Annotated in this window: 19 protein-coding genes, 1 tRNA gene and 1 pseudogene; 17 read left to right on the top strand and 4 right to left on the bottom strand. The window is 73.2% G+C overall.

Going from position 1 to position 20,123, the window contains the following annotated elements; translation table 11 throughout:
• Nucleotide 1: 1 nt before the first annotated feature.
• The 13 genes and pseudogenes from Ae331Ps2_RS33640 to Ae331Ps2_RS25940 form a co-directional block, all read left to right on the top strand.
• Nucleotides 2-844: pseudogene (locus Ae331Ps2_RS33640) on the top strand (ScpA family protein); the annotation flags it as partial.
• 265 nt (nt 845-1,109) lie between these two features.
• A complete protein-coding gene (scpB, locus tag Ae331Ps2_RS34400) occupies nt 1,110-2,243 on the top strand; it encodes an SMC-Scp complex subunit ScpB (protein ID WP_170918267.1) in 1,134 nt (377 codons plus the stop codon).
• Nucleotides 2,244-2,409: 166 nt separating this feature from the next.
• Complete coding sequence (locus tag Ae331Ps2_RS25990) at nt 2,410-3,171, top strand: pseudouridine synthase (protein WP_075305889.1); 762 nt, start codon at nt 2,410-2,412, stop codon at nt 3,169-3,171.
• A complete protein-coding gene (aroH, locus tag Ae331Ps2_RS25985; RefSeq protein ID WP_020622138.1) occupies nt 3,171-3,533 on the top strand; it encodes a chorismate mutase in 363 nt (120 codons plus the stop codon). The genes Ae331Ps2_RS25990 and aroH overlap by 1 nt, the downstream gene beginning before the upstream one ends.
• Before the next feature lie 103 nt (nt 3,534-3,636).
• Nucleotides 3,637-4,311, top strand: coding sequence for a (d)CMP kinase (gene cmk, locus Ae331Ps2_RS25980; protein ID WP_020622139.1), 675 nt, complete (start codon nt 3,637-3,639; stop codon nt 4,309-4,311).
• A complete protein-coding gene (locus tag Ae331Ps2_RS25975; RefSeq protein ID WP_075305891.1) occupies nt 4,308-5,003 on the top strand; it encodes a 1-acyl-sn-glycerol-3-phosphate acyltransferase in 696 nt (231 codons plus the stop codon). The genes cmk and Ae331Ps2_RS25975 overlap by 4 nt, the downstream gene beginning before the upstream one ends.
• An 83-nt stretch (nt 5,004-5,086) precedes the next feature.
• On the top strand, nt 5,087-6,499 hold the full coding sequence (gene der / locus Ae331Ps2_RS25970) for a ribosome biogenesis GTPase Der (protein ID WP_075311680.1): 1,413 nt from the start codon (nt 5,087-5,089) through the stop codon (nt 6,497-6,499).
• Complete coding sequence (locus Ae331Ps2_RS25965) at nt 6,499-7,473, top strand: zinc-binding dehydrogenase (protein ID WP_075305893.1); 975 nt, start codon at nt 6,499-6,501, stop codon at nt 7,471-7,473. The genes der and Ae331Ps2_RS25965 overlap by 1 nt, the downstream gene beginning before the upstream one ends.
• A gap of 200 nt (nt 7,474-7,673) precedes the next feature.
• Nucleotides 7,674-10,583: a LuxR family transcriptional regulator gene (locus Ae331Ps2_RS25960; RefSeq protein WP_075305895.1), complete on the top strand. Its 2,910-nt coding sequence runs from the start codon at nt 7,674-7,676 to the stop codon at nt 10,581-10,583.
• A gap of 73 nt (nt 10,584-10,656) precedes the next feature.
• Entirely contained in the window at nt 10,657-11,430 is a 774-nt protein-coding gene (locus Ae331Ps2_RS25955; RefSeq protein ID WP_139318699.1) for a DUF5995 family protein, read from the top strand.
• 26 nt (nt 11,431-11,456) lie between these two features.
• Nucleotides 11,457-12,182 carry a response regulator transcription factor gene (locus Ae331Ps2_RS25950; protein WP_075305898.1) on the top strand — a complete coding sequence of 242 codons (726 nt, stop codon included), beginning with the start codon at nt 11,457-11,459 and terminating at the stop codon, nt 12,180-12,182.
• A 27-nt stretch (nt 12,183-12,209) separates the two neighbouring features.
• A tRNA-Pro gene (locus Ae331Ps2_RS25945) sits at nt 12,210-12,283 on the top strand.
• Nucleotides 12,284-12,463: 180 nt separating this feature from the next.
• The gene (locus Ae331Ps2_RS25940) at nt 12,464-13,081 is read left to right on the top strand and encodes a hypothetical protein (RefSeq protein WP_075305900.1); all 618 of its coding nucleotides are present in this window, start codon (nt 12,464-12,466) and stop codon (nt 13,079-13,081) included.
• A gap of 9 nt (nt 13,082-13,090) precedes the next feature.
• Here Ae331Ps2_RS25940 and xerC read toward each other — a convergent pair whose 3' ends face one another.
• From xerC to Ae331Ps2_RS33625, 4 genes are all read right to left on the bottom strand, one after another.
• Entirely contained in the window at nt 13,091-13,816 is a 726-nt protein-coding gene (xerC, locus tag Ae331Ps2_RS32770; protein ID WP_254864915.1) for a tyrosine recombinase XerC, read from the bottom strand.
• A gap of 410 nt (nt 13,817-14,226) precedes the next feature.
• Nucleotides 14,227-14,436, bottom strand: coding sequence for a helix-turn-helix domain-containing protein (locus Ae331Ps2_RS25930; RefSeq protein ID WP_075305902.1), 210 nt, complete (start codon nt 14,434-14,436; stop codon nt 14,227-14,229).
• A complete protein-coding gene (locus tag Ae331Ps2_RS33630; RefSeq protein WP_371336427.1) occupies nt 14,433-14,810 on the bottom strand; it encodes a replication initiator in 378 nt (125 codons plus the stop codon). The genes Ae331Ps2_RS25930 and Ae331Ps2_RS33630 overlap by 4 nt, the downstream gene beginning before the upstream one ends.
• Complete coding sequence (locus Ae331Ps2_RS33625) at nt 14,786-15,208, bottom strand: replication initiator (protein ID WP_233147516.1); 423 nt, start codon at nt 15,206-15,208, stop codon at nt 14,786-14,788. Before Ae331Ps2_RS33625 ends, Ae331Ps2_RS33630 begins: the two co-directional genes overlap by 25 nt.
• 265 nt (nt 15,209-15,473) lie before the next feature.
• Here Ae331Ps2_RS33625 and Ae331Ps2_RS25920 point away from each other — a divergent pair, with 265 nt between their 5' ends.
• From Ae331Ps2_RS25920 to Ae331Ps2_RS25905, 4 genes are all read left to right on the top strand, one after another.
• Nucleotides 15,474-15,989 carry a MarR family winged helix-turn-helix transcriptional regulator gene (locus Ae331Ps2_RS25920; protein WP_139319234.1) on the top strand — a complete coding sequence of 172 codons (516 nt, stop codon included), beginning with the start codon at nt 15,474-15,476 and terminating at the stop codon, nt 15,987-15,989.
• 249 nt (nt 15,990-16,238) lie between these two features.
• A complete protein-coding gene (locus tag Ae331Ps2_RS25915) occupies nt 16,239-17,822 on the top strand; it encodes an FAD-binding oxidoreductase (RefSeq protein ID WP_075305904.1) in 1,584 nt (527 codons plus the stop codon).
• A 93-nt stretch (nt 17,823-17,915) separates the two neighbouring features.
• Nucleotides 17,916-19,238, top strand: coding sequence for an ABC transporter substrate-binding protein (locus Ae331Ps2_RS25910; protein ID WP_083696004.1), 1,323 nt, complete (start codon nt 17,916-17,918; stop codon nt 19,236-19,238).
• Between the two features lie 8 nt (nt 19,239-19,246).
• Entirely contained in the window at nt 19,247-20,116 is an 870-nt protein-coding gene (locus tag Ae331Ps2_RS25905) for a branched-chain amino acid ABC transporter permease (protein ID WP_075305908.1), read from the top strand.
• Nucleotides 20,117-20,123: the final 7 nt, after the last annotated feature.

Below are 20,123 nucleotides of genomic sequence, written 5' to 3'. Positions count from 1 at the left end.
GCTGCTCGCCGACGGCGCCCCCGAGGGGCTCGACGACGGGGACGTGGCGGCGCCGCGGACCCGGCGCTTCACCGTCCGGCTGTACAACTTCGAGGGCCCGTTCGACCTGCTGCTGCAGCTGATCGGCAAGCACGAGCTCGACCTCACCGAGATGGCCCTGCACAAGGTCACCGACGACTTCATCGCCCATCTCACCGATCTCGGCGACGACGCCGACCTCGACGAGATCACCGAGTTCCTGGTCGTCGCGGCGACCCTGCTCGACCTCAAGGCCGCGCGGCTCGTGCCCGGCGCCGAGGTCGACGACGAGGACGACCTCGCCCTGCTCGAGGCCCGTGACCTGCTGTTCGCCCGGCTGCTGCAGTACCGCGCCTACAAGGAGGCCGCGGCGCTGTTCGTCGAGCTGGAGAACGGCGCGATGCGCCGCTTCCCGCGCTCGGTCGCGATCGAGGACCGCTACGCCGACCTGCTGCCCGAGGTGCTGCTCGGCGTCGACGCGCAGGCCTTCGCCGAGCTCGCCGCCGCGGTGTTCCGGCCCCGCCCGCCGGACGAGGTCGGCGTCGACCACCTGCACGCGGTGCACGTGTCGGTGCCCGAGCACGCGGCGATCCTGCGGGAACGCCTCGCGCTCGTCGGCACGGCCACCTTCGCCGACCTGACCGCCGACTGCGTCGCGACGCTGGAGGTCATCGCCCGGTTCATGGCGCTGCTGGAGCTGTACCGGGAGCGCTCGGTCGCCCTGGAGCAGCCGGAGGCGTTCGCCGACCTGACGGTCACCTGGACCGCGGACCGCGACGACGACCCGGTCGCCTACGCCGCCGCGCTGGAGGACGAGGCCGCCGCCGCCGAGGAGGCGGTGCGGGCCCGCGACCGGCGCCGCAGGAAGAAGAACCGCGCCGAGCCGGACGCGGACCCGGCCGACCCGGTCGCGTCCGGCTCCGATGCCGCCGCGGACCCCGAGGCTCCCGGTCCCGAGGACCCGGATCGGGAGGACCTCGATCCGGAGGACACCGATCCGGAGGACACCGACCTCGCCGGTCACGGCTCCGACCAGGACCCGGCGGACGTGCTCCACCCCGAACCCGACGACGAGAGGACCGGAACCACCGGTGACTGAGCCGGACGACCGGCCGGGCTCCGACGACCCGGAGGACCCGTCCGAGCTGCTGCGCCTGATCGGTCGCACGGTGCCGCGCAGCCCGCACGCCAGTGCGTCGCCGCAGGTGGCTCCGGGCGCGGAGGGGCGAGCCGCCCCGGAGGCCGAGGGCCCGCCCGCCGCGGCCGACGACGGCGCGACCGCCGATGCCGAGTTCGCCCGCACCGCGGGGACCGCTGACGACGTGGATCCGTCGGCCGATGCCGGGCATGGGGCGGCCGACCCAGCCGGCACCGAACCACACACCTCGGAGAAGCCCGAGCCCTCCACCGCCACCCCCGACACGTCGGCAGACCATCGAGCGTCGCGGAACGGTGCTCGCGACGACGCATTCGTAACGCTCGCCGCCGGGCCGAGCAACGTGGCCGGACCGGGGAACGACGCCCGGCCGGACGACGCAGCAGGGCCGGAGAACGCAGCAGGGCCGGAGGGGACGGACGGCCTGAAGGCCCACGGAACCGAGGACTCCCGAGCGGAGGAACCCGGAACCCAGGACGAGCCGGAACCCGAGAACGATCAGGACCCCGAGTTCCACGAGCTCGCCGACGACACCGAGCTCGAGCACGCCCTGGAGGCGCTGCTGCTCGTCGTCGACGCCCCCGTCGACGAGGCGCCGCTGGCCACGGCGCTGCACCAGACGCCGTCGCGGATCCGGCAGACGCTGCACCGGATGTCGCTGGCCTACACCGCCGACCGGCGCGGCATCGACCTGCGACGGGCGGGGGAGGGGTGGCGGTTCTACACCCGCGACCGCTACGCCCCCTACGTCGAGAAGATGCTGATGGACGGCCAGCGCGCCCGGCTGACCCGGGCCGCGCTGGAGACCCTCGCCGTCGTCGCGTACCGCCAGCCGGTCACGCGTGCCCGGGTCTCCGCGGTCCGGGGCGTCAACTGCGACGGCGTGCTCCGCACCCTTCTCACCCGGGGGCTGGTGGAGGAGGCGGGCACCGAGGAGCACACCGGGGGGACGCTGTTCCGGACCACCGAGCTGTTCCTCGAACGGCTCGGGATATCCTCGGTGGCCGAGCTGCCCCCGCTGGCACCGCTGCTCCCCGACATCGACGCGATCGACGACCTGGACAGCTGACCCCGGTCCGGGAACGTCGACACCGGACCCGGCGCGCGCCGCCTGTCGGCGCCGCGGCCGAGCACGCCGGGTACCGTCGGTACCCGGCCGGTCCGGCGCCCTGCCGACGACCACCCGGCCCCACCGATTCCGGCCCTGACATCTCTGGACGAGGCAACAAGTCATCATGAGCAACACACACGACCCCGACGGCGTCCGGCTCCAGAAGGTGCTGGCCCGCGCGGGCGTCGCCTCCCGGCGCGCGGCGGAGGCCCTCATCGCGCAGGGACGCGTGCAGGTCGACGGCGAGACCGTCCGCGAGCAGGGCCGCCGGATCGACCCGGAGACCGCGGTCGTCCACGTCGACGGCGCCCGGGTCACCCTGCGTGACGACCAGGTCTACCTGGCGCTGAACAAGCCGTACGGGCTGCACTCCACGATGTCCGACGACCTGGGCCGGCCGTGCATCGGTGACCTGCTCGCCGACCGCGTCGAGATCATGAACACCGCGCAGCGGCTGTTCCACGTCGGCCGGCTCGACGCCGAGACCGAGGGACTGCTGCTGCTCACCAACGACGGCGAGCTCGGCCACCGGCTGATGCACCCGTCCTACGAGGTGCCCAAGACCTACCTCGCCGAGATCGAGGGCAAGATCGCCCGGGACCTCGGGCGACGGCTGCGCGACGGCATCGAGCTGGAGGACGGCATCGCCCGCGTCGACGCGTTCAAGCTCGTCGACGCCGTCCCCGGCCGCGCCACGGTGCAGCTGGTCCTGCACGAGGGCCGCAAGCACATCGTGCGGCGGATGCTCGCCGAGGTCGGTCACCCGGTGCTCCGGCTGGTGCGGACCCACGTCGGGACGGTCGCGCTGGGCAACCAGCGGCCCGGCAAGCTCCGTCCCCTCGACCGTGTCGAGGTGGGTTCCCTGTACAAGGCGGTCGGTCTCTGATGGCCGTGCGGGCCCTGCGGGGCGCGACCCAGGTCGACGCCGACGACCGGCAGCAGATCCTCGACCGCTCCGCCGAGCTGGTCACCGCGGTGCTGGAGCGCAACGAGCTGGTCTCCGACGACATCATCTCGATCTGGTTCACCGCCACGCCGGACCTCACTGCCGAGTTCCCGGCGTACGCGGCACGGCTGCTCGGGCTCACCGACGTGCCGCTGATGTGCGCCACCGAGATGTCGGTGCCCGGCGCGCTGCCGCGGGTGCTGCGGCTGCTCGCCCACGTCGACACCCCGAAGCCGCGCTCGGCGATGCGTCACGTCTACCTGCACGGGGCCCGGGCGCTGCGCACCGATCTACCGCAGTAGGACACCCCGCCCCGTCGTGGCGGGGGCCGACCGGCGACAATGCCGGACGCAGCACACTCGAACACGGTGGGGGAACAAGGTGGCCTTGCGGGGCGTCGTCGCGATGGACGGTCCGTCCGGGACGGGCAAGTCGACCGTCTCCCGGCGGCTGGCGCAGGCCTGCTCTGCGGCCTATCTGGACACCGGGGCGATGTACCGCGCCGCGACCCTGGCCGCGCTGCGCGCCGGGCTGCGGGAGGGCGCGGCGGAGGACGAGATCGCCCGCGCTGCCGTCGGGGCCCGCCTGGAGTCGGGCACCGACCCGGACGCGCCGACGATCACCCTGGACGGCGAGGACGTCTCCGTCCCGATCCGCGGCCCGGAGGTGACCGGGTTCGTCTCGGCCGTCTCGGCGGTGCCGCAGGTCCGCGCCGAGATGGTCGCCCGTCAGCACGCCCTGATCCGGGCGGCCGTCGAGAGCGGGGGCGGGATGGTCGTCGAGGGCCGCGACATCGGTACCGTGGTGGTGCCGGACGCGCCGCTCAAGGTCTACCTGACGGCGTCGCCGGAGGTCCGCGCGGCGCGGCGCGGGCGGCAGGACGAGAAGGCGGGCCGCAAGGCCGACCTGCACGTCACCCTCGCCGACGTCGAACGCCGGGACCGGCTCGACTCGTCGCGGCGGGTGTCCCCGCTCTACGCGGCGGCGGACGCGCTGGTGCTCGACACCGACCACCTGTCGGCGGACGCGGTGCTGGCGAAGCTGCGCGAGCTCGTCGCCGCGCGGGGGCTGGACGGGTGAGCCGGGCGCGTGCGCTGCCGGAGCACGCTCTCGGGTGGCTGCACGACCTCGGCCGCTGGATCGGCACGTGGGTGTGGGTGCCGTTCTTCCGGGTGCGGATCCGGCACCGGGAGCGGATCCCGGCGACCGGCCCGGTGGTGCTCGTCGCGAACCACACCGCGTTCGTCGACGGACCGCTGCTGTTCGGCATGTTCGGGCGCCGCGTGGTGTTCCTGGTGAAGGCGGAGATGTTCTCCGGGATCGTGGGGACGTTGCTGCGGTGGCTGGGGCAGGTGCCGGTGCGGCGTGACGTCGTCGACCGGAGGCCGCTGACGACCCTGCTGGAGGTCCTGCGCGACGGCGGCATGGTGGCCGTCTTCCCGGAGGGGACCCGCGGCACCGGCGAGCTCGGCGGCGAGATCGGCAGGGCCCGGCAGGGCGCGGCCTGGCTGGCCCGTTCGGCATCGGCGCCGCTGCTCCCGGTGGCGGTGCGCGGCACGCACCGCCCGGCGGGTGCGCCCCGCCGCTTCCGCCCCCGGGTGGACGTGCTGGTCGGTGACCCGCTGCCGGCGCCGACGGCGCCGGGACGGGACGGCCTGGCCGCCGCGACCGCCCAGGTCACGGAGGCCCTGCGGACACTGGTCCGCGAACTGGACAACGAACACAGGCAAGTGACACGGCCCGACGCGGCCGGGGACGTGAGAGAGCAGTGAGCGAGAACAGCGAACGCGGAACGAGCCTCGGCGCGGCGTACGACGCCGGCGTCGGGATCGGTGACGCGGCCGACCGGGCCGAGATGGACCGGCTCGGGCTGGACCCGGCCGAGTTCGTCGCGGTCGACGCCGACGGTGTGGTCACCGCCGGGATCGACCCCGACGAGGTCCTGGCGACCCCGACCCTGGCCGTCGTCGGCCGTCCGAACGTCGGCAAGTCCACCCTGGTCAACCGGATGCTCGGTCGTCGCGAGGCGGTCGTGCAGGACGTGCCGGGGGTGACCCGTGACCGCGTCGTCTACGACGCGCTGTGGAACGGCCGCCGGTTCAAGCTGATGGACACCGGGGGCTGGGAGCCCGACGCGGACGGCCTGCAGGGCTTCGTCGCCCGCCAGGCCGAGACCGCGATGCGCATCGCCGACGCGGTACTGCTCGTCGTCGACGCCACGGTCGGTGCGACCGCGACCGACCAGGCCGTGGCGCGGGTCCTGCGGCGCGCCGACGTCCCGGTGATGCTGTGCGCCACCAAGGTCGACGACGACCGGCTCACCTCCGACACCGCCGACCTGTGGCGGCTCGGGCTCGGCGAGCCGCACCCGGTGTCGGGCCTGCACGGCCGCGGCTCCGGTGACCTCCTCGACGCCATCCTGGAGATCCTCCCCGAGACCCCGCGCGACGACTTCGGCGCGTCCGGGGGCGGTCCGCGCCGGGTGGCGCTGGTCGGCAAGCCGAACGTCGGCAAGTCCAGCCTGCTGAACAAGCTGGCGGGCGAGGAGCGGTCGGTCGTCCACGACGTCGCGGGCACCACCGTCGACCCGGTCGACTCCCTGGTCGAGCTCGACGGCCAGGTGTTCCGCTTCGTCGACACCGCCGGCCTGCGCAAGCGGGTCAAGATGGCCTCGGGCATGGAGTACTACGCCTCGCTGCGGACGAGCTCGGCGATCGAGTCGGCCGAGGTCGCCCTGGTGCTGATCGACGCCTCCGAGCCGATCGCCGAGCAGGACCAGCGGGTCCTGACGATGGTGGTGGAGTCCGGGCGCGCCCTGGTCATCCTGTTCAACAAGTGGGACAAGGTCGACGAGGAGCGCCGCCACCAGCTGACCCGCGAGCTGGAGCGCGACCTGATCAGCGTGCGCTGGGCGGAGCGGGTCAACGTGTCCGCGCTGACCGGCCGGTCGACCCAGCGGATCGCGCCCGCGCTGAACCGCGCGCTGGCGTCCTGGGACACCCGGGTGCCGACCGGGCGGCTCAACCAGTGGCTCAACGACCTCGTCGCCGCGACCCCGCCGCCGGTCCGCGGCGGCAAGCAGCCGAAGATCATGTTCGCGACGCAGGCGCAGACCCGCCCGCCGACGTTCGTGCTGTTCACCAGCGGGTTCCTCGAGGCGGGCTACCGGCGCTTCATCGAGCGGCGGCTGCGCGAGGAGTTCGGGTTCGGTGGCACGCCGATCCGCGTCTCGGTCCGGGTCCGCGAGAAGCGCGCCCGGAAGAAGTGATGCGGGCCCTGCGCGGCCGTCCCGGCGCGCGGACCTGGGAGCTCGGCCGGATCGACACCCCGGTCCCCGGTCCGGGGGAGCTGCTCGTGCGGGTCCGGGCGGCCGGGGTGAACCGGGCCGACCTGCTCGCGCTGGGCGGTGGCTACCCCGCCCCGCACGCCGACGACGACGGCTCCTTCACCGCAGGCATGGAGCTCGCGGGTGAGGTCGTCGCCGCCGGTCCGGGCGTCACCGGCGCCCCGGGCCGCGGGCCGGGGGACCGGGTGTTCGCGTCCGCCCCGGCCGCGTTCGCCGAGTACGTCGTCGTCGACGCCCGCCGCGCCCTGCCCGTCCCGTCCGGGCTGAGCTGGACCGAGGCCGCCGCGCTGCCGGTCGCGCTGGAGACCGCGCACGACGCGCTGGTCACCCAGGCCGGATTCGGCGCCGAGGGCGGCGCCGTCCTGGTGCTCGGGGGCAGCACCGGGGTCGGGCAGGTCGCGATCCGGCTGGCCGCGGCGCTGGGGGCCTCGCCGGTCCTCGCGACGACGACCTCGCCCGCCAAGCGATCCGCGCTCGTCGACGCGGGGGCGATCCCGCTCGTCGGGATCGATGCGCTGGGTGATCTCGACGGGCCCGTCGACGTCGTGCTGGACCTCGTCGGCGGCGACCACCTGGCGGCCGCCCTGTCCGCCGTGCGGATCGGCGGGACGATCGTGCAGATCGGCCGGCTCGCCGGGCCGTCGGCGACGCTGGACCTGAACACCCTGTCCTTCCGCAGGCTGCGCCTGATCGGCACCACCTTCAGCGTCCGTGGCGCCGCCGAGCGTGCCGCCGTCGCCACCGCGCTGACACCGGTCCTCGGCCTCGTCGGCGACGGGCGGGTGCGTGCCACCGTCGACCGCGTCGTGGCCCTCGACGACGCCCCGGACGTCGTCGCGCACCTGCGGTCCGGCAGGGCCGTCGGCAAGGTCGTGATCGAGGTGTCCGGCTCGTGACGCCACGCCCGCCCCCACCGGCGCCGCCCCGATGTGACGGTGTCGAGTTGACGGTGCAGAGGTGACGGTGCCGGAGTGACGGCCGTCGCACGGCTCCGGCGGGCGGGTGCTGCCTGCGAGCCCTCGATCCTGCTCGCTCGGCGCACCGTCACCACGGGCCCCCTGGAACGGTGACGACACGGTCACTATCGTGGCCGGACGTGAGGGAGACACCGGCCGAGGTCTTCCACGGCCGGGTCGCGGAGCTGGACCTGCTCGCCGAGGCGCTGCGCGACGCCGTCGCCGGCGGCGCCTCGGCCGTGCTCCTCGGCGGCGACGCCGGGGTCGGCAAGACCCGGCTGGTGTCGGAGTTCGGCCGGACCGCGACGAGCGGTGGCGCGGTCGTGCTGTCCGGCCGCGCGCTGGACATCGCCGACGCCCCGCCGTTCTGGCCGGTCGTGTCCGCCCTGCGCGAGCAGTCCCGCAGCCGCGGCGCGCTGGGCCGGGAGTGCGCCGCCGCGCTGTCCCGGCTGGACCGCGCCGACGGACCGGCCGGGCGGGTCGAGATGCTGGGGGAGCTGGCCGCCGTCGTCGAGCGGGCGGCCCGCCGGGCACCGGTGGTGCTCGTCGTCGACGACCTGCACCGCGCCGACCGCTCCACCCGCGACCTGTTCGCCTACCTGCTGGCGGCGCTGTCGTCGTCGCCGGTGCTGTTGGTCGGCACCTATCGCGACGACCCGGCGGGCGGTGTCCCGGTCGACCTCCTCGGGCTCACCGGGGAGCTGCGCCGGCACCGTGGGGTGCGCTTCGCCCGGGTGGAGCCGCTGCCCCGGCACGAGCTGGCCGAGCTGGTCGCGCGGTGGGCACCCGAGCGGCACGACGTCGAGGACCTGGTGTGGCGGCACTCCGGTGGGAACGTGTTCCTGGCCCGCGAGACCGTCCGCGCCGTGCTCGACGGGGACCCGCACGGCGTGCCGCAGTCCGTCCGCGAGCTGGTGCGGGCCGGCGCCGCCGGGCTGTCGGCGGCGGCGACGGCGGTCGTGCGGGCCGTCGCGGCCGGGGTCGGGGAGGTCGAGCACGCGTTGCTGGCCGCCGTCGTCGACGTCGACGGGGCGGAGCTGGCCGCCGCCGTGCGGGAGGCTGCCGACGCCGGGTTCGTCGTCGTCGCCGGTGCCGACGGCTACACGCTGCGGCACGGTCTGATGACCGAGGTCGTCTCCGCGGACCTGCTCCCCGCCGAGCGGGTCGAGCTGCACGGCCGCTACGCCACCGCGCTGCACGGCGGCCACCGCGTCCCCGGGTCGGCGGCCCGTCTCGCGCACCACTGGCAGCTCGCCGGGCGCCCGGACGAGGCGCTGGAGGCGACCCTCGACGCCGCGCAGGAGGCGGAACGGCTGCGCGGCTACGCCGAGGCGCACCGGCACTGGCTGCGCGCGGCCACGTTGCCGGTCCCCGCCGCCGTCCGCGACCGCAGCCGCTACCTGGAACGGGCGGCGGCCGCCGCGGCCCTGGCGGGCGACCACGGCTCGGCCGTGGCGCTGCTGGCCGAACGGCTCGGCGAACCCGACGCGCCCAGCGGCACCGAGCAGGCGGTGCTGCGGTCCCGGCTCGGCCGCTACCTCGGTGCGGCGGGTCAGCTGACCGAGGCCGAGGGGGCCCACCGGCGCGCCGTCGCCACCCTGCCCGCCGACGACGACCCGGACGACACCGCCGTCGCCGCCCGCGCCGAGGTCCTCGCCGGGTACGCGGCCGCGCTCCTCGACCGGGCCGACTACGCCGGTGCCCGCACCGTCGCCGAGGAGGCGCTGGTCGCGGCGCGCCGGGTGGGGGAGCCGCGGGCACTGGCATCGGTGCTGGCGACGCTCGGGTTCGGTGCCGCGCACTCCCGCGACGGCACCGCCGGGCTCGACGCGCTGACCGAGGCGGTTGCCGTCGCCGAGGCCGGCGGCGACCCGGAGACGCTGGGGGAGTGCCTGGCCCGGCGCGCGGAGCTGCTGACCGGCCCGCTCAACGCCCTCGACGGCGGCGTCGCCGCGGCCCGGGCGGGCGCCGAGCGGATGGCCGGGCTGGGGCTGGGGCGGACCGCGTCGGTGTCGCTGCGGGTGGTGGCGGCGAACGGGCTGTTCCGCGCCGGAGCCTGGGACGAGGCCGAGCAGGAGGTGGCGACGGCGTGGGCGGCCGCCCCGTCCGGTGCGCAGATGTTGGAGCTGCGCCTGGCTCGCGCCCGGCTCCGGATGGGTCGTGGCGACCTCGACGGCTCCGACGTCGACCTGACCGCGGCCGAGCTCGTCGCCGGGTCGACGGGGCTGCCCAAGCAGCGGCTGCCGCTGCTGATCCTGCGCGCCGGGCTGGAGATGTGGCGGGGCAACCCGGAGCTGGCGTTCGCCCACGTCGGGAAGGGGCTCGACGTCGTCGAGTCCGGCATCGACGACGTCTTCGCGGTGGCGCCGCTGCTCTGGCACGGCGCCCGCGCGCACGCCCAGGCCGTCCTCGCCGGACGACCCCCCGACGCCAGTGGGCTGCGGCGGCTGCGCCGCCACCGCCGGGACCTCGTCGAGCGCGGGGAGCGTTCGGCCCCGGCGCTGCGCGGGGTGATCGCGAGCTACGAGGCCATGTGCTCCGCCGAGGACGCCCGGACCACCCCGGGTGCCGACCCGGACACCTGGCGGGGTGTCGCCGACCTGCTCGACGGCCTCGGCCAGCCCTACCCGGGTTCCTACGCCCGGCTGCGCAGCGCCGAGGCGCTGCTGTCGGGCCGACGCACCGAGGACGGCGCCGCGGACCTGCGCCGTGCCGCCGATCTCGCCGCGGGACTGCGGGCCGGTCCGCTGCTGACCGAGATCGCCGAGGTCGCCCACCGGGCCCGGATCGAGGTGCCCGCACTCGCCGCGGTCGGCGCGGTCGGTCATGCCCCGGTCGCCGTGGACGGCCCGCTGGCCCGGCTCACCGACCGGGAACGTGAGGTGCTGGAGGTCCTCGCCGACGGCGCCACCAACAAGCAGATCGCGGCCCGGCTGTTCATCACCCCGAAGACGGTCGGTGCCCACCTCGCCTCGGTATTCGCCAAGCTCGACGTCACCAACCGCACCAGCGCGGCGGCCGTCCTGCGTGAGCACCGCGCCGACATCTAGGTCATTCGCCCTATACCGTCGCCACGCCCGCTCGACCAAGGTGATCACCGGACCGAGCGACGCGGAGGAACCGATGACGGCCACCATCGACACGCCCTCCGACGAGGGCGCCGCCGCGGCGGGCCGGGCGCGCGTCGCGGAACTGCTCGCCACCCCACCCGAGACGATCGACGGCGTCATCGCGCACCAGGAACGCCTCCAGGAGATCCTCGAGAGCGAGTACGGCCCCGGCGACGGCGTCGCCTCGTTCAACCGGCTGTACCTGCGCATCACCCGCGGGATCCGCGACCAGCTCGACGACGACCTGTTCGCCGACCGGGACTTCCTGGTCCGGCTCGACGTGGAGTTCGCCCGCCGCTACTTCCGGGCGCTGCACGCCGAGGCGACCGGCGGGACCCCGCCGCGGTCCTGGGGGGTGCTGCTGGAGCGCCGTCGGCACGAGCGGATCTCCCCGGTGGAGTACGCGGTCGTCGGGGTGAACGCACACGTCAACTTCGACCTGGCACCCGCGGTCGTGCGGACCTGCACCGTCCTCGGGCGCAGCGCCCCCGGTCCCGCCGAGCGAGCCGACTACCGGGCCGTGAACGACGTGTTCTCCCTGCACATGGTCCGCCTGCTCGACGATTTCGACCAGACGGCCCCCGGTGAGATCTCGCTGACCGAGCAGCTGCTGGGCTGCGTCGCCGACGTGCCGGTGGTGCTGGCCCGCGACGTCGCCTGGCGGCAGGCGCTCGAGCTGTGGGAGCTCCGCTCCCGGCCGATGGAGTACGAGAACGAGGTCGCGGCGCTCGACCGCCGGACCGCGCTCCTGGGGCGTGGCCTGCTCACGCTGGGAGCCCTGACGTGACACCCGCCCGAGTGGGGGGCGGGCGGGTGTCACACCCTCGGTCGGCGGCGGCCCCGCCGCTCGACAGCGTGCTGATCATCGACGACCACGAGCTCGTCGGGTCGTCGCTGGCGCTGGCGCTGCGCGCAGAGGGTGAACCGGCGTCGTTCCGGCCCGCGCACTCCCACGTCGACGTGCACCGCGCCGTCGCGGGGGTCGAGCCCGGGTTGCTGGTCCTCGACCTGGACCTCGGTCGCGACGCCGACGGCCGCCGGATCGACACCGTCCCGCTCGTCCCGGGGCTGCGTGCCCAGGGCTGGCGGGTCCTCGTGCTCTCGGGGAGCTCCAACCCCATCCGGATCGGCGCCGCCCTGCACCACGGCGGCTTCACCTGGGTGTCGAAGACGGCCTCGATGCCGGCGCTGGTCGTCGCGATCCGCGAGGCCCGCGCCGGCCGTTCGCTGCTGCACGCCACCCACCGCGACGAACTCGTGCAGCGCTACGTCGAGTGGGACCGCCGCCAGCGGGCCGTCCGCGGACGCATCGCAACCCTGACCCGCCGCGAGCGGGAGGTCCTCGAACTGCTCGCCGCTGGCATGCGGGCGCACGCCATCGCCGAGCACTTCGTCGTGTCGCTCCCGACGGTCCGCACGCAGGTCAGGGCCGTGCTCGCGAAGCTCGACGTCGGCTCGCAGCTGGAGGCGGTCGCCCTCGTGCGCAGCGTCGACGCCACGGACGACACCCCTGGTGGGGGCCTGCCGTGGATGCGGTAAAGTTCCACGTGCCCCGCGAGGGGTGGCCGGGACGTGGCGCAGCTTGGTAGCGCACTTGACTGGGGGTCAAGGGGTCGCAGGTTCAAATCCTGTCGTCCCGACAGGCCGGAGGCCGGTATCCGAGAGCATCGGGTACCGGCCTTTACTCGTGTGACCAGCGGATTCGTGGCTTTGTCGTGGTCCCCGGATAGTCCCCGCGGCTGGTGGGCCCGAGTCCTCGGGCGGTCCCGCGAACCGCCGAGTGACTAACTGAGTGACTATGCGCGGGAGGTCGGTCCGCCATGATCGTCGCTGTTGAGGGACCCAGTGCGGCGGGGAAGTCGACGTGGTGTGCGCGGTTCGGGAAGGGCCGGGTGGTCCCGGAGTACACCCCGACGGGGCGCGAGCCCGACGGTGTGGATCGGGAAGCCCAAGCGGCCTACTGGGTCGGGGTGAACGCGGATCGATGGGCGGCGGCCAGGTCGATCGACGCGGACGGTGGTGTCGCGGTGTGTGACAGTGACCCGCTGAAGCTGCATTACAGCTGGTGTTTGGCGCGGATCGGAGCAGGCCCGATCGACCGGTGGGAGCACGAGTTGCGCGCGGTGCGCCGGGCGTTGGAGACCGGTCGGCTGGGGTTCGCCGATCTCGTGCTGGTGTCTGTTCCCGATCTGGCGACGTTGCGGTCGCGGAAGGTCGGTGACCGGACGAGGTCGCGGCGTAGCTTCGAGCTGCACGCGCGGCTACGTGAGCCGTTGCGGGAGTGGTACCGGGCCGTGGATGGACTGGAGCCGGGGCGTGTGTGGTGGGAGCTGCCGGGTTCGGGCGTGCCGATGGGCATCGAGCCCCGACGGAACCGGTCGGACCCCGCGTTGCTCGATGCCCTTGTCGACTCACTTCCCGCGATTGCGACTGCGTGAGCCGATGAGCTAGCGATCGACGACCGGGAAGATGTCGTCCATCGCGGTTGCGCCCTGCTCCAGGACGGGCCGGAGCTGCTGCCGGTACACGGCCTCGGTGATGGCCGTCCCGCTGTGCCCGACCAGCCGTGAGATGTGCTCCAGTGGCATCCCGGAGTCCGAGAGCAGCGAGACGAAGCTGTGCCGCATCTCCCGGGGTGTCCACTCGGCCGCGTTCAGGCCGGCGGCGGCTGCGACCTTGCGAAACGATCGGCGGACGTTGTGCGCGTCCATCTCTGATCCGGTTCGGGTGGCGAAGACCAGCGAGTCGGGCGCGCTGTCAGCTCCGGGTCGGTTCGCGTGGTCACGGAGCACGGTGACGCAGCGCTGCGGCATCCCGAGGCGGCGGCGGGACCTCCGCGTCTTGGTGTCCCCACCGATCCGCACCGACCTGACGACGGAGATCGATGGCGGGAGCGGGGGAGTCGCGTTCGGAGCCCCGTCGAGGTCCACGTCTCCCCAGCGCAGTGCACGCAGTTCCTCGGTCCGGGCCCCGGTGAGGAGCGAGAGGACGATGTACGCCCGCAACGGACTGGCGTCGGCGGCCTGGAGGAGCGCGGTCGCCTGTTCCAGGGTGAGGGACTTGGAGGGGCGGCCCGTGCGACCGGCCGGGGGAGTGCAGATCGAGACGACGTTGCGCTTCACTTTGTCCCGGGCCATTGCGTGGGTTACCGCGCGGTTGAGCAGCGAGTGCATGAGCCGCACTGTCCGGGTGCTGACCGTGGGTGCCTCTGCCCGCATCCACCGGTCGACGTCGTCGGCGGTCAGGTCGCGCAGTCGTCTTGCTCCGAGCTGGCTGACGATGTGGGTCTCGGCGATCGTCCGGTAGTTCGACACCGTCGACGGTGCGCGGCCCGACAGCCCGAAGGCCAACCAGTCGTGCACTGCTTCGCGGACCGTGTAGCTCCCGGGAGCGACCGTGGTGCCGTCCTCGTGGTCGCGCAGGATCTCGCGCAGCTTGGCCTTGGCCGCGGTCTTGGTGGTCCTGCTGGCCTTGCGGGTGATCCGTTTGCCCCGGCCGTCGAACCCGAGTGTGGCGGTGGCGATCCAGCGTTGGCGGGACTCGTCTCAGTGCAGTCCGCCCTCTCCGCGGCTCCTGCGGTTGGTCATGACGCGGCCCGGTAGTCGTCGGTGTCGGCGGCTTCGCGCTCCAGGAGGGCGATGTGCTCGGCGATGGCGGACGCGGGGATGAGCCGGGTGCGCCCGACGCGGACAGACCGGAGGCGGCCACTGCGGAGCTGCTCGTAGATCACGCTGCGGCTCAGGGAGAGAACGGCCATCGCGTCGGTGACGCGGTGCAGTTCCTTGCCGGTCATGACGTCCTCCCGTGCTCGGTGCGAGGAGTGCTGCGGGTGCGGCGTTGTACCCGTCGCCGTTCGGCGATGCCGAGGGCGATCTCCCGCTCGGCGTTGTCGCGGTGCCCGATGTGCATGACCTGCCAGTCGTTGACCACCAGCACCGAGCCCGGCTCCGTGCGGGTGTCGAGGGCGGCCAAGGTCTCCCCGAGCCGGTAGGTGCGTCGATCCCCGCGGATCGCGCCGAAGGTCGTGGAGTAGGCGCGGGACTTGGTGAGGAAGTGGCCGCGGAACCCGAGCATGTGTGCCCATCGGCGCAGGTTCAGCCCCTCGTACTCCTCGCGCCCACCGAGCTCCCACGTGGTTTCGATCAGCCGCCGGTGGTGCGCTGTGATGTCGAGGTGACGGACATGGGCGATGTCGCGGATGGGCCGGTCGGTGGCTTCGGACTTGCCGGGGTGCCCTTGGTGGCGTACTTGGCGACGTAGGCGGCCAGGGCTGAATCGGTGATCTCGCCGTCGTCGTTCTCCAGCAACGCCGCGGTGGTGGAGGTGATGGGGCGGACGTCGACCTGCGAGCCCCACGCGAGTGCCAGCGGGGCGCCGTCGGGCCGGTCGACGGCGAGCGAGACGCCGCGTGCAGCGTCCCGGATGGCGGCGTTGAGCCCGTCGGCGGTGAGGCCGGCGGGTGGGGTGGTCCAGGGCCCGTCGGGGCCGTCGAGGCGGACGACGGTCGGCAACGACGAGGCGTCACGGGCCGACTCGGCGGTTCCGGGTGGTGGGGAGATGGTCATCGGCGAACCTCCGTCACGGTGTGTGCGCATGGCCGAGCACTGTCGGCGACGGGCTCGGGGTGGTCCAATGCCGGTTGGCGCCGCCGTGATGCATGGCGCTCATCAGCGTGTCCGAGGCGGCCACGTCACCGGAAGGTGCGTGTGACGGCGACGGTGACCTGCGGGGCGCCGCCGAGGAGCCCCAGCTGCCGGTCCGCGAGTCGACGGCGGGCATCGACTACAGTCGCCTTCGGACTTGCTGGATCGGGGACGGGTGATGACGCGCATGGCTGCTTCGGGCTCGCGCAGCCGGGGCGTGTCACCGCAGGAGTACGACGAGCTGGCCCGTGACGCGGTCCGCCAGGTCGTCCCGAGCGCAGACCTGGAGGCCATGGCGTTCGGGTTCGGCCTCGTCCGGGTGGCCAATCGGTTCCAGCAGGACGTCGAGGCCCACATCATGCGTCCCGCCGGCCTGACCTACGCCGCGTTCCGGGTGATGTTCTGCATCCGGATCGTGGGGCCGGTGCCGCCCAAGGAGATCGCCCGGCACTCCAACGTGTCCCAGGCGACGATCTCCAGCGTGGTCAACACCCTCGAACGCCGCAAGCTGGTCACCCGCACGCCGTCCACCGACGACGGACGCGGGGTCATCGTCGGGCTCACACACATCGGCGAGACGACGGTGACGCAGCTCCTGCACGGGATCAACGAGCGGGAGAGCCGATGGCTCGCGGCGCTTCCCGCGGACGAGCGTAGCCGGCTCGTGAGGACCCTGCGGAGCCTCCTCCACCGCGAGCTCTGACACGTCCTGTCCGGGACCTTCCGTCCGGGGGCCCGAGGCCTGCGGGCGGTGTCCGGCGGAAGCATCCTGACGTGCGGATCCGGCGTCTGAGACACAGCTGTGCGGACGGAACGACTGCCTTCTCCGGGTGACCCGCTCCGGCGGCAGCCGACCCTTGACGACGTTCCGGGTGCCGCGTAGGGTCCCGCAACAACTTAGAGATCTAAGTACTTCTCTCACTCGGCCAACGTCGACCGAAAGGGCTGTGCGATGACGACGACCCAAGGGCGTGCTATCGCGGGCCTGTCCGCCGCGGCCCGCGCCGATCTGGTTGCCCTGCTCGGTGCGGATGCGGTGCTGGACGAGGAGACCTCGGGTCGCGAGTACGGCGACCCGTTCACGTTCGCCGGGTGGCACGATCGTCGGATCTCGGCGACGGTGCTCCCCGAGACGGTCGCAGACGTCCAAGGAGTCCTCCGGCTCGCGGGCCGTCACGGATTCCCGCTGTGGGTGGTCTCCCAAGGGCGCAACAACGCGTACGGCGGCTCGGCGCCGCGAGTGCCGGGGTCGGTCCTCGTGAGCCTGCGTCGGATGAACCGGGTGCTCGAGGTCGACGAGGAGCACGCGGTGGCCCGCGTCGAGCCCGGCGTCCGCTTCTTCGACCTGTACGACCACCTGCGGGCGGGCGGGCACCGGCTCTGGTCGTCCGCCCCGGACCTCGGGTGGGGCAGCGTCGTCGGGAACGCGCTCGAGCACGGCGTCGGGTACACGGTCCACGGTGACCACGCCGCGCGGCTGTGCGGCCTCGAGGTCGTGCTTCCGGACGGCGAGGTCGTCCGGACCGGGATGGGTGCGATGGAGGGCAACGGGACCTGGAACCTGCACCCGCGCGGCTTCGGTCCCACGTTCGACGGCCTGTTCGGGCAGTCGAACCTGGGGATCGTGACGAAGGCCAGCGTGTGGATGATGCCCGAGCCGGAACACTATTTCTCCGGGAGCATTCGGGTGCCGCGCCGCGAGGACCTGCCTGCGCTCGTGGACGCCGTGCGTCCGCTGCTCCTGTCCGGAGTCGTGCAGAACCCGCCCGCCATCGGGCATCCGGCGTTCATCGCCGGGCTCGTACCGGGGGCACCCTCTCGTAGCGAGGTGCACTCGGGCCCGGGACCGATCCCCGAGGCCGCCGTCGCGGCGTTGGCCGACCGGCTGGACGTCGGTCGCTGGACAATGCGGTTCGCGCTGTACGGGACCGAACCGATCGTCGCCGCGCGACTCGACGCGGTCCGGGCAGCGGTCGCCGCCATCGACGGCGCACGGATCGACGGCACGTCGTTCGCGGGGCACGAGGTGCACGACCTCGCTCGCGACCAGAACGACCAGGTGCAGGCAGGCATCCCCAGCCTGGATCTGATGAAGGCCCTGGACTGGTACAGCGGTCCGGCGGGTGGGCATCTCGACTTCTCCGTGGTGGCCCCCCTGCGCGGCAACGAGATCACCCGCCTGCACGACCTGCTCGACGGGCTGATGGACGGCTCCGGCTTGGACTTCGACAACGCGTTGATCCTCGGCCGCAGGTACGCGATCAACGTCATGCAGCTGTACTTCCACCCCGAGGACGAGGCCACGGTCTCCCGCGTCTGGGAGCTCTACCCGCGGCTGGTCCGCGCAGCCGCAGCAGAGGGGTTCGCCCTCTACCGCGCGCACCTGGACTTCATGGATGTCGGGGCGGAGCAGTTCGACGCCCACGATCACGCCCAGCTCCGCTTCAACGAACGGCTCAAGGACGCACTGGACCCCACCGGAGTCCTGGCGCCCGGCAAGCAAGGGGTCTGGCCGGCGGCCTACCGGGCCGGCTGACCCGCGCGCTGCGCACGGACTGTGCGCACCTGCTCTGCCGCGGGTTCCTTCTTCCGCGTTCCGTCCGAACCCCTGTCTCGATGAGGAGACGCCGTGAACATTCCCATACGCGCCCGGCGATGGCCGGTGATCGCCGCCGTCGCCACGGTCGCGTTGGCGCTCGCCGCCTGCGGCGCCGGCTCGACGAACGCCCCGTCCGCCTCTGGATCGGGGGCCGCGAACACCGGACCGGCGTCTTCCTGCGGGGAGGGGACCGGGCAGCAGGCGACCGGAGAGCCCATCAAGCTCGGGGCCGTCGTCACGAACACCCCCGGGCTCAGCTTCACCGACGCCACGGGCATGGTGAAGGCCTACTTCGACTGCGTCAACGACAACGGCGGCATCCACGGCCGTCCGATCGAGTACGTAGCCAAGGAGGATGCCCTCGACCCGCAGCTCACGGCGTCGCAGGCCACGAACCTGCTCGACAGCGAGAAGGTCGTGGGGCTCGTCGGCTCGATGAGCGTGCTGGACTGCACCGTCAACGCCAAGACGTATGCGGACCGCGGTCTGCGGGTCATCAACCTGGGGAGCAGCCTCGAGTGCTTCGACACCCCCGCGATGGCCCCCGTCAACGACGGGCCGAGCTTCAGCGCGCTGTCGACGGCGAAGTACCTGCTCGACTCCGGGGCGAGGAAGCTCGTCATCTTCACGAGCAACACCCCCGGGTCGGACGCGATCAACGAGTCGATCACGCTGCTGGGCCGGCAGGCGGGTGTGCCGGTCGAGGCCTGGCTGGAGAACGTCCCCGTGAACGACGCCAACGCGCTCGCGCTGCGCGCCGTCCAGGCGGCAGGAGAAGGCGGCGGAGTCGTCGTCAACTTCAACCCCGGTGAGGCCATCAAGGTCTTCAGGGCGGCTCAGCAGCAGGGTCTGATCGACCGGGTCAAGTGGGGCTGCCCCGCCGGTTGCAACGACGCGTCGTTCGCCAAGCAGCTCGGCGGTGCCTGGGACGGCAAGGTGGGGATCGACGCCGAGATGAACACCGTCGGCTCCGGCGGGCCGGACGACCAGCTCTACCGCAGCGTCCAGGCGAAGTACGGGGCGAACACAGCGGTCGGCAACTTCGGTCAGCTCGGCTTCACCGCCGCGCGGATCGCGACCCAGGCGCTGCTGAAGATCCCGGCCGGTGGCGACTACACGGTCTCCACCGTGTCGGCGGCCTTCCAGGGCCTCACCGACTACACGTCCGACCTCTACTGCACGCAGTGGTACTTCGGCACCCAGGACTTCCACGCGGCCAACAACTCCACCCGGATCGTCGCCCCCCGGAACGATGGCTTCGAGCAGGTCCGAGGCTGCCAGGAGATCCCCGCCCTGCCGAACAACAACTTCGCCGAGATCCGCTCGTACGAGAAGACGCTCGGGATCGGCTAGGGCTGACCATGACTCAATTCCTTCCCTTCCTGGTCCTCGGAGTGTCGCTGGGCAGCGTGTTCGCGCTGTCCGGCGTGGGGATCGTCGTCCTGTACCGAGCCACCGGTGTGCTGTTCCTCGCCGGGGGTGCGGTCGGAGCGGTCGGCACCCTCTGCGCATGGAGCCTGGTCAACGGGGCCGGCGTCCCGGTGGGGGTCGCGGCGGTGGTCGCGGTCGCCATCGGCGTCGGCGTGACCCTCGCCTACGGCATCCTGGTCGGGCCCCGGCTGGCCGACCGCGAGCCCGTGGTGAAGTCGACGGCGACGCTCGGGCTCCTGCTGGCTCTGCTCGGCACGATGTCGACCGTCTGGGGAGCGGACACCTACGACCTCACCTTGCCGAGTACGGAGTGGGGCCTGCCGCTGGGACAGGCCTACGTCAACGGGACCCAGCTCATCGGCCTGGTCCTCAGCCTGCTCGCGACCGTCGGGGTGTCGTGGTTCCTGCGCCGGACGAGGACGGGGACGGCGATGCGTTCCCTCGCGGAGGACCGGCAGACCACGGCGATGCTCGGCGTCGACGTGGGCAGGCTGGAGATGCTCGCCTGGGCCGGATCCGGGTTGATCTTCGGGGTCAGCGGCCTGCTGCTGTCGAACCTGGTCGGGCTCGACATCACCGGCCTGACCTTCCTCGTGGTGTCCGGGTTGGCCGCGGCTCTGCTCGGCGGCCTCGCGTCGCTGCCCGCGACCCTCGCAGGCGGGATCGCGATCGGCGTCCTGCAGTCCCTGCTCACGCCGATCTCGGCGGTGTCGTCCTACCGGGCGCTGACGCCGTTCGTCGTGGCGGTCGTCGTCGTCCTCGTCGTGGCGGGCCGCAGGCCTTCCACGGCCCGGGTTTGAGGGAGGC

Source organism: Pseudonocardia sp. Ae331_Ps2, from assembly GCF_001932405.1.
Lineage (GTDB): Bacteria > Actinomycetota > Actinomycetes > Mycobacteriales > Pseudonocardiaceae > Pseudonocardia.
This window is presented reverse-complemented; position numbering and strand designations above follow the sequence as displayed.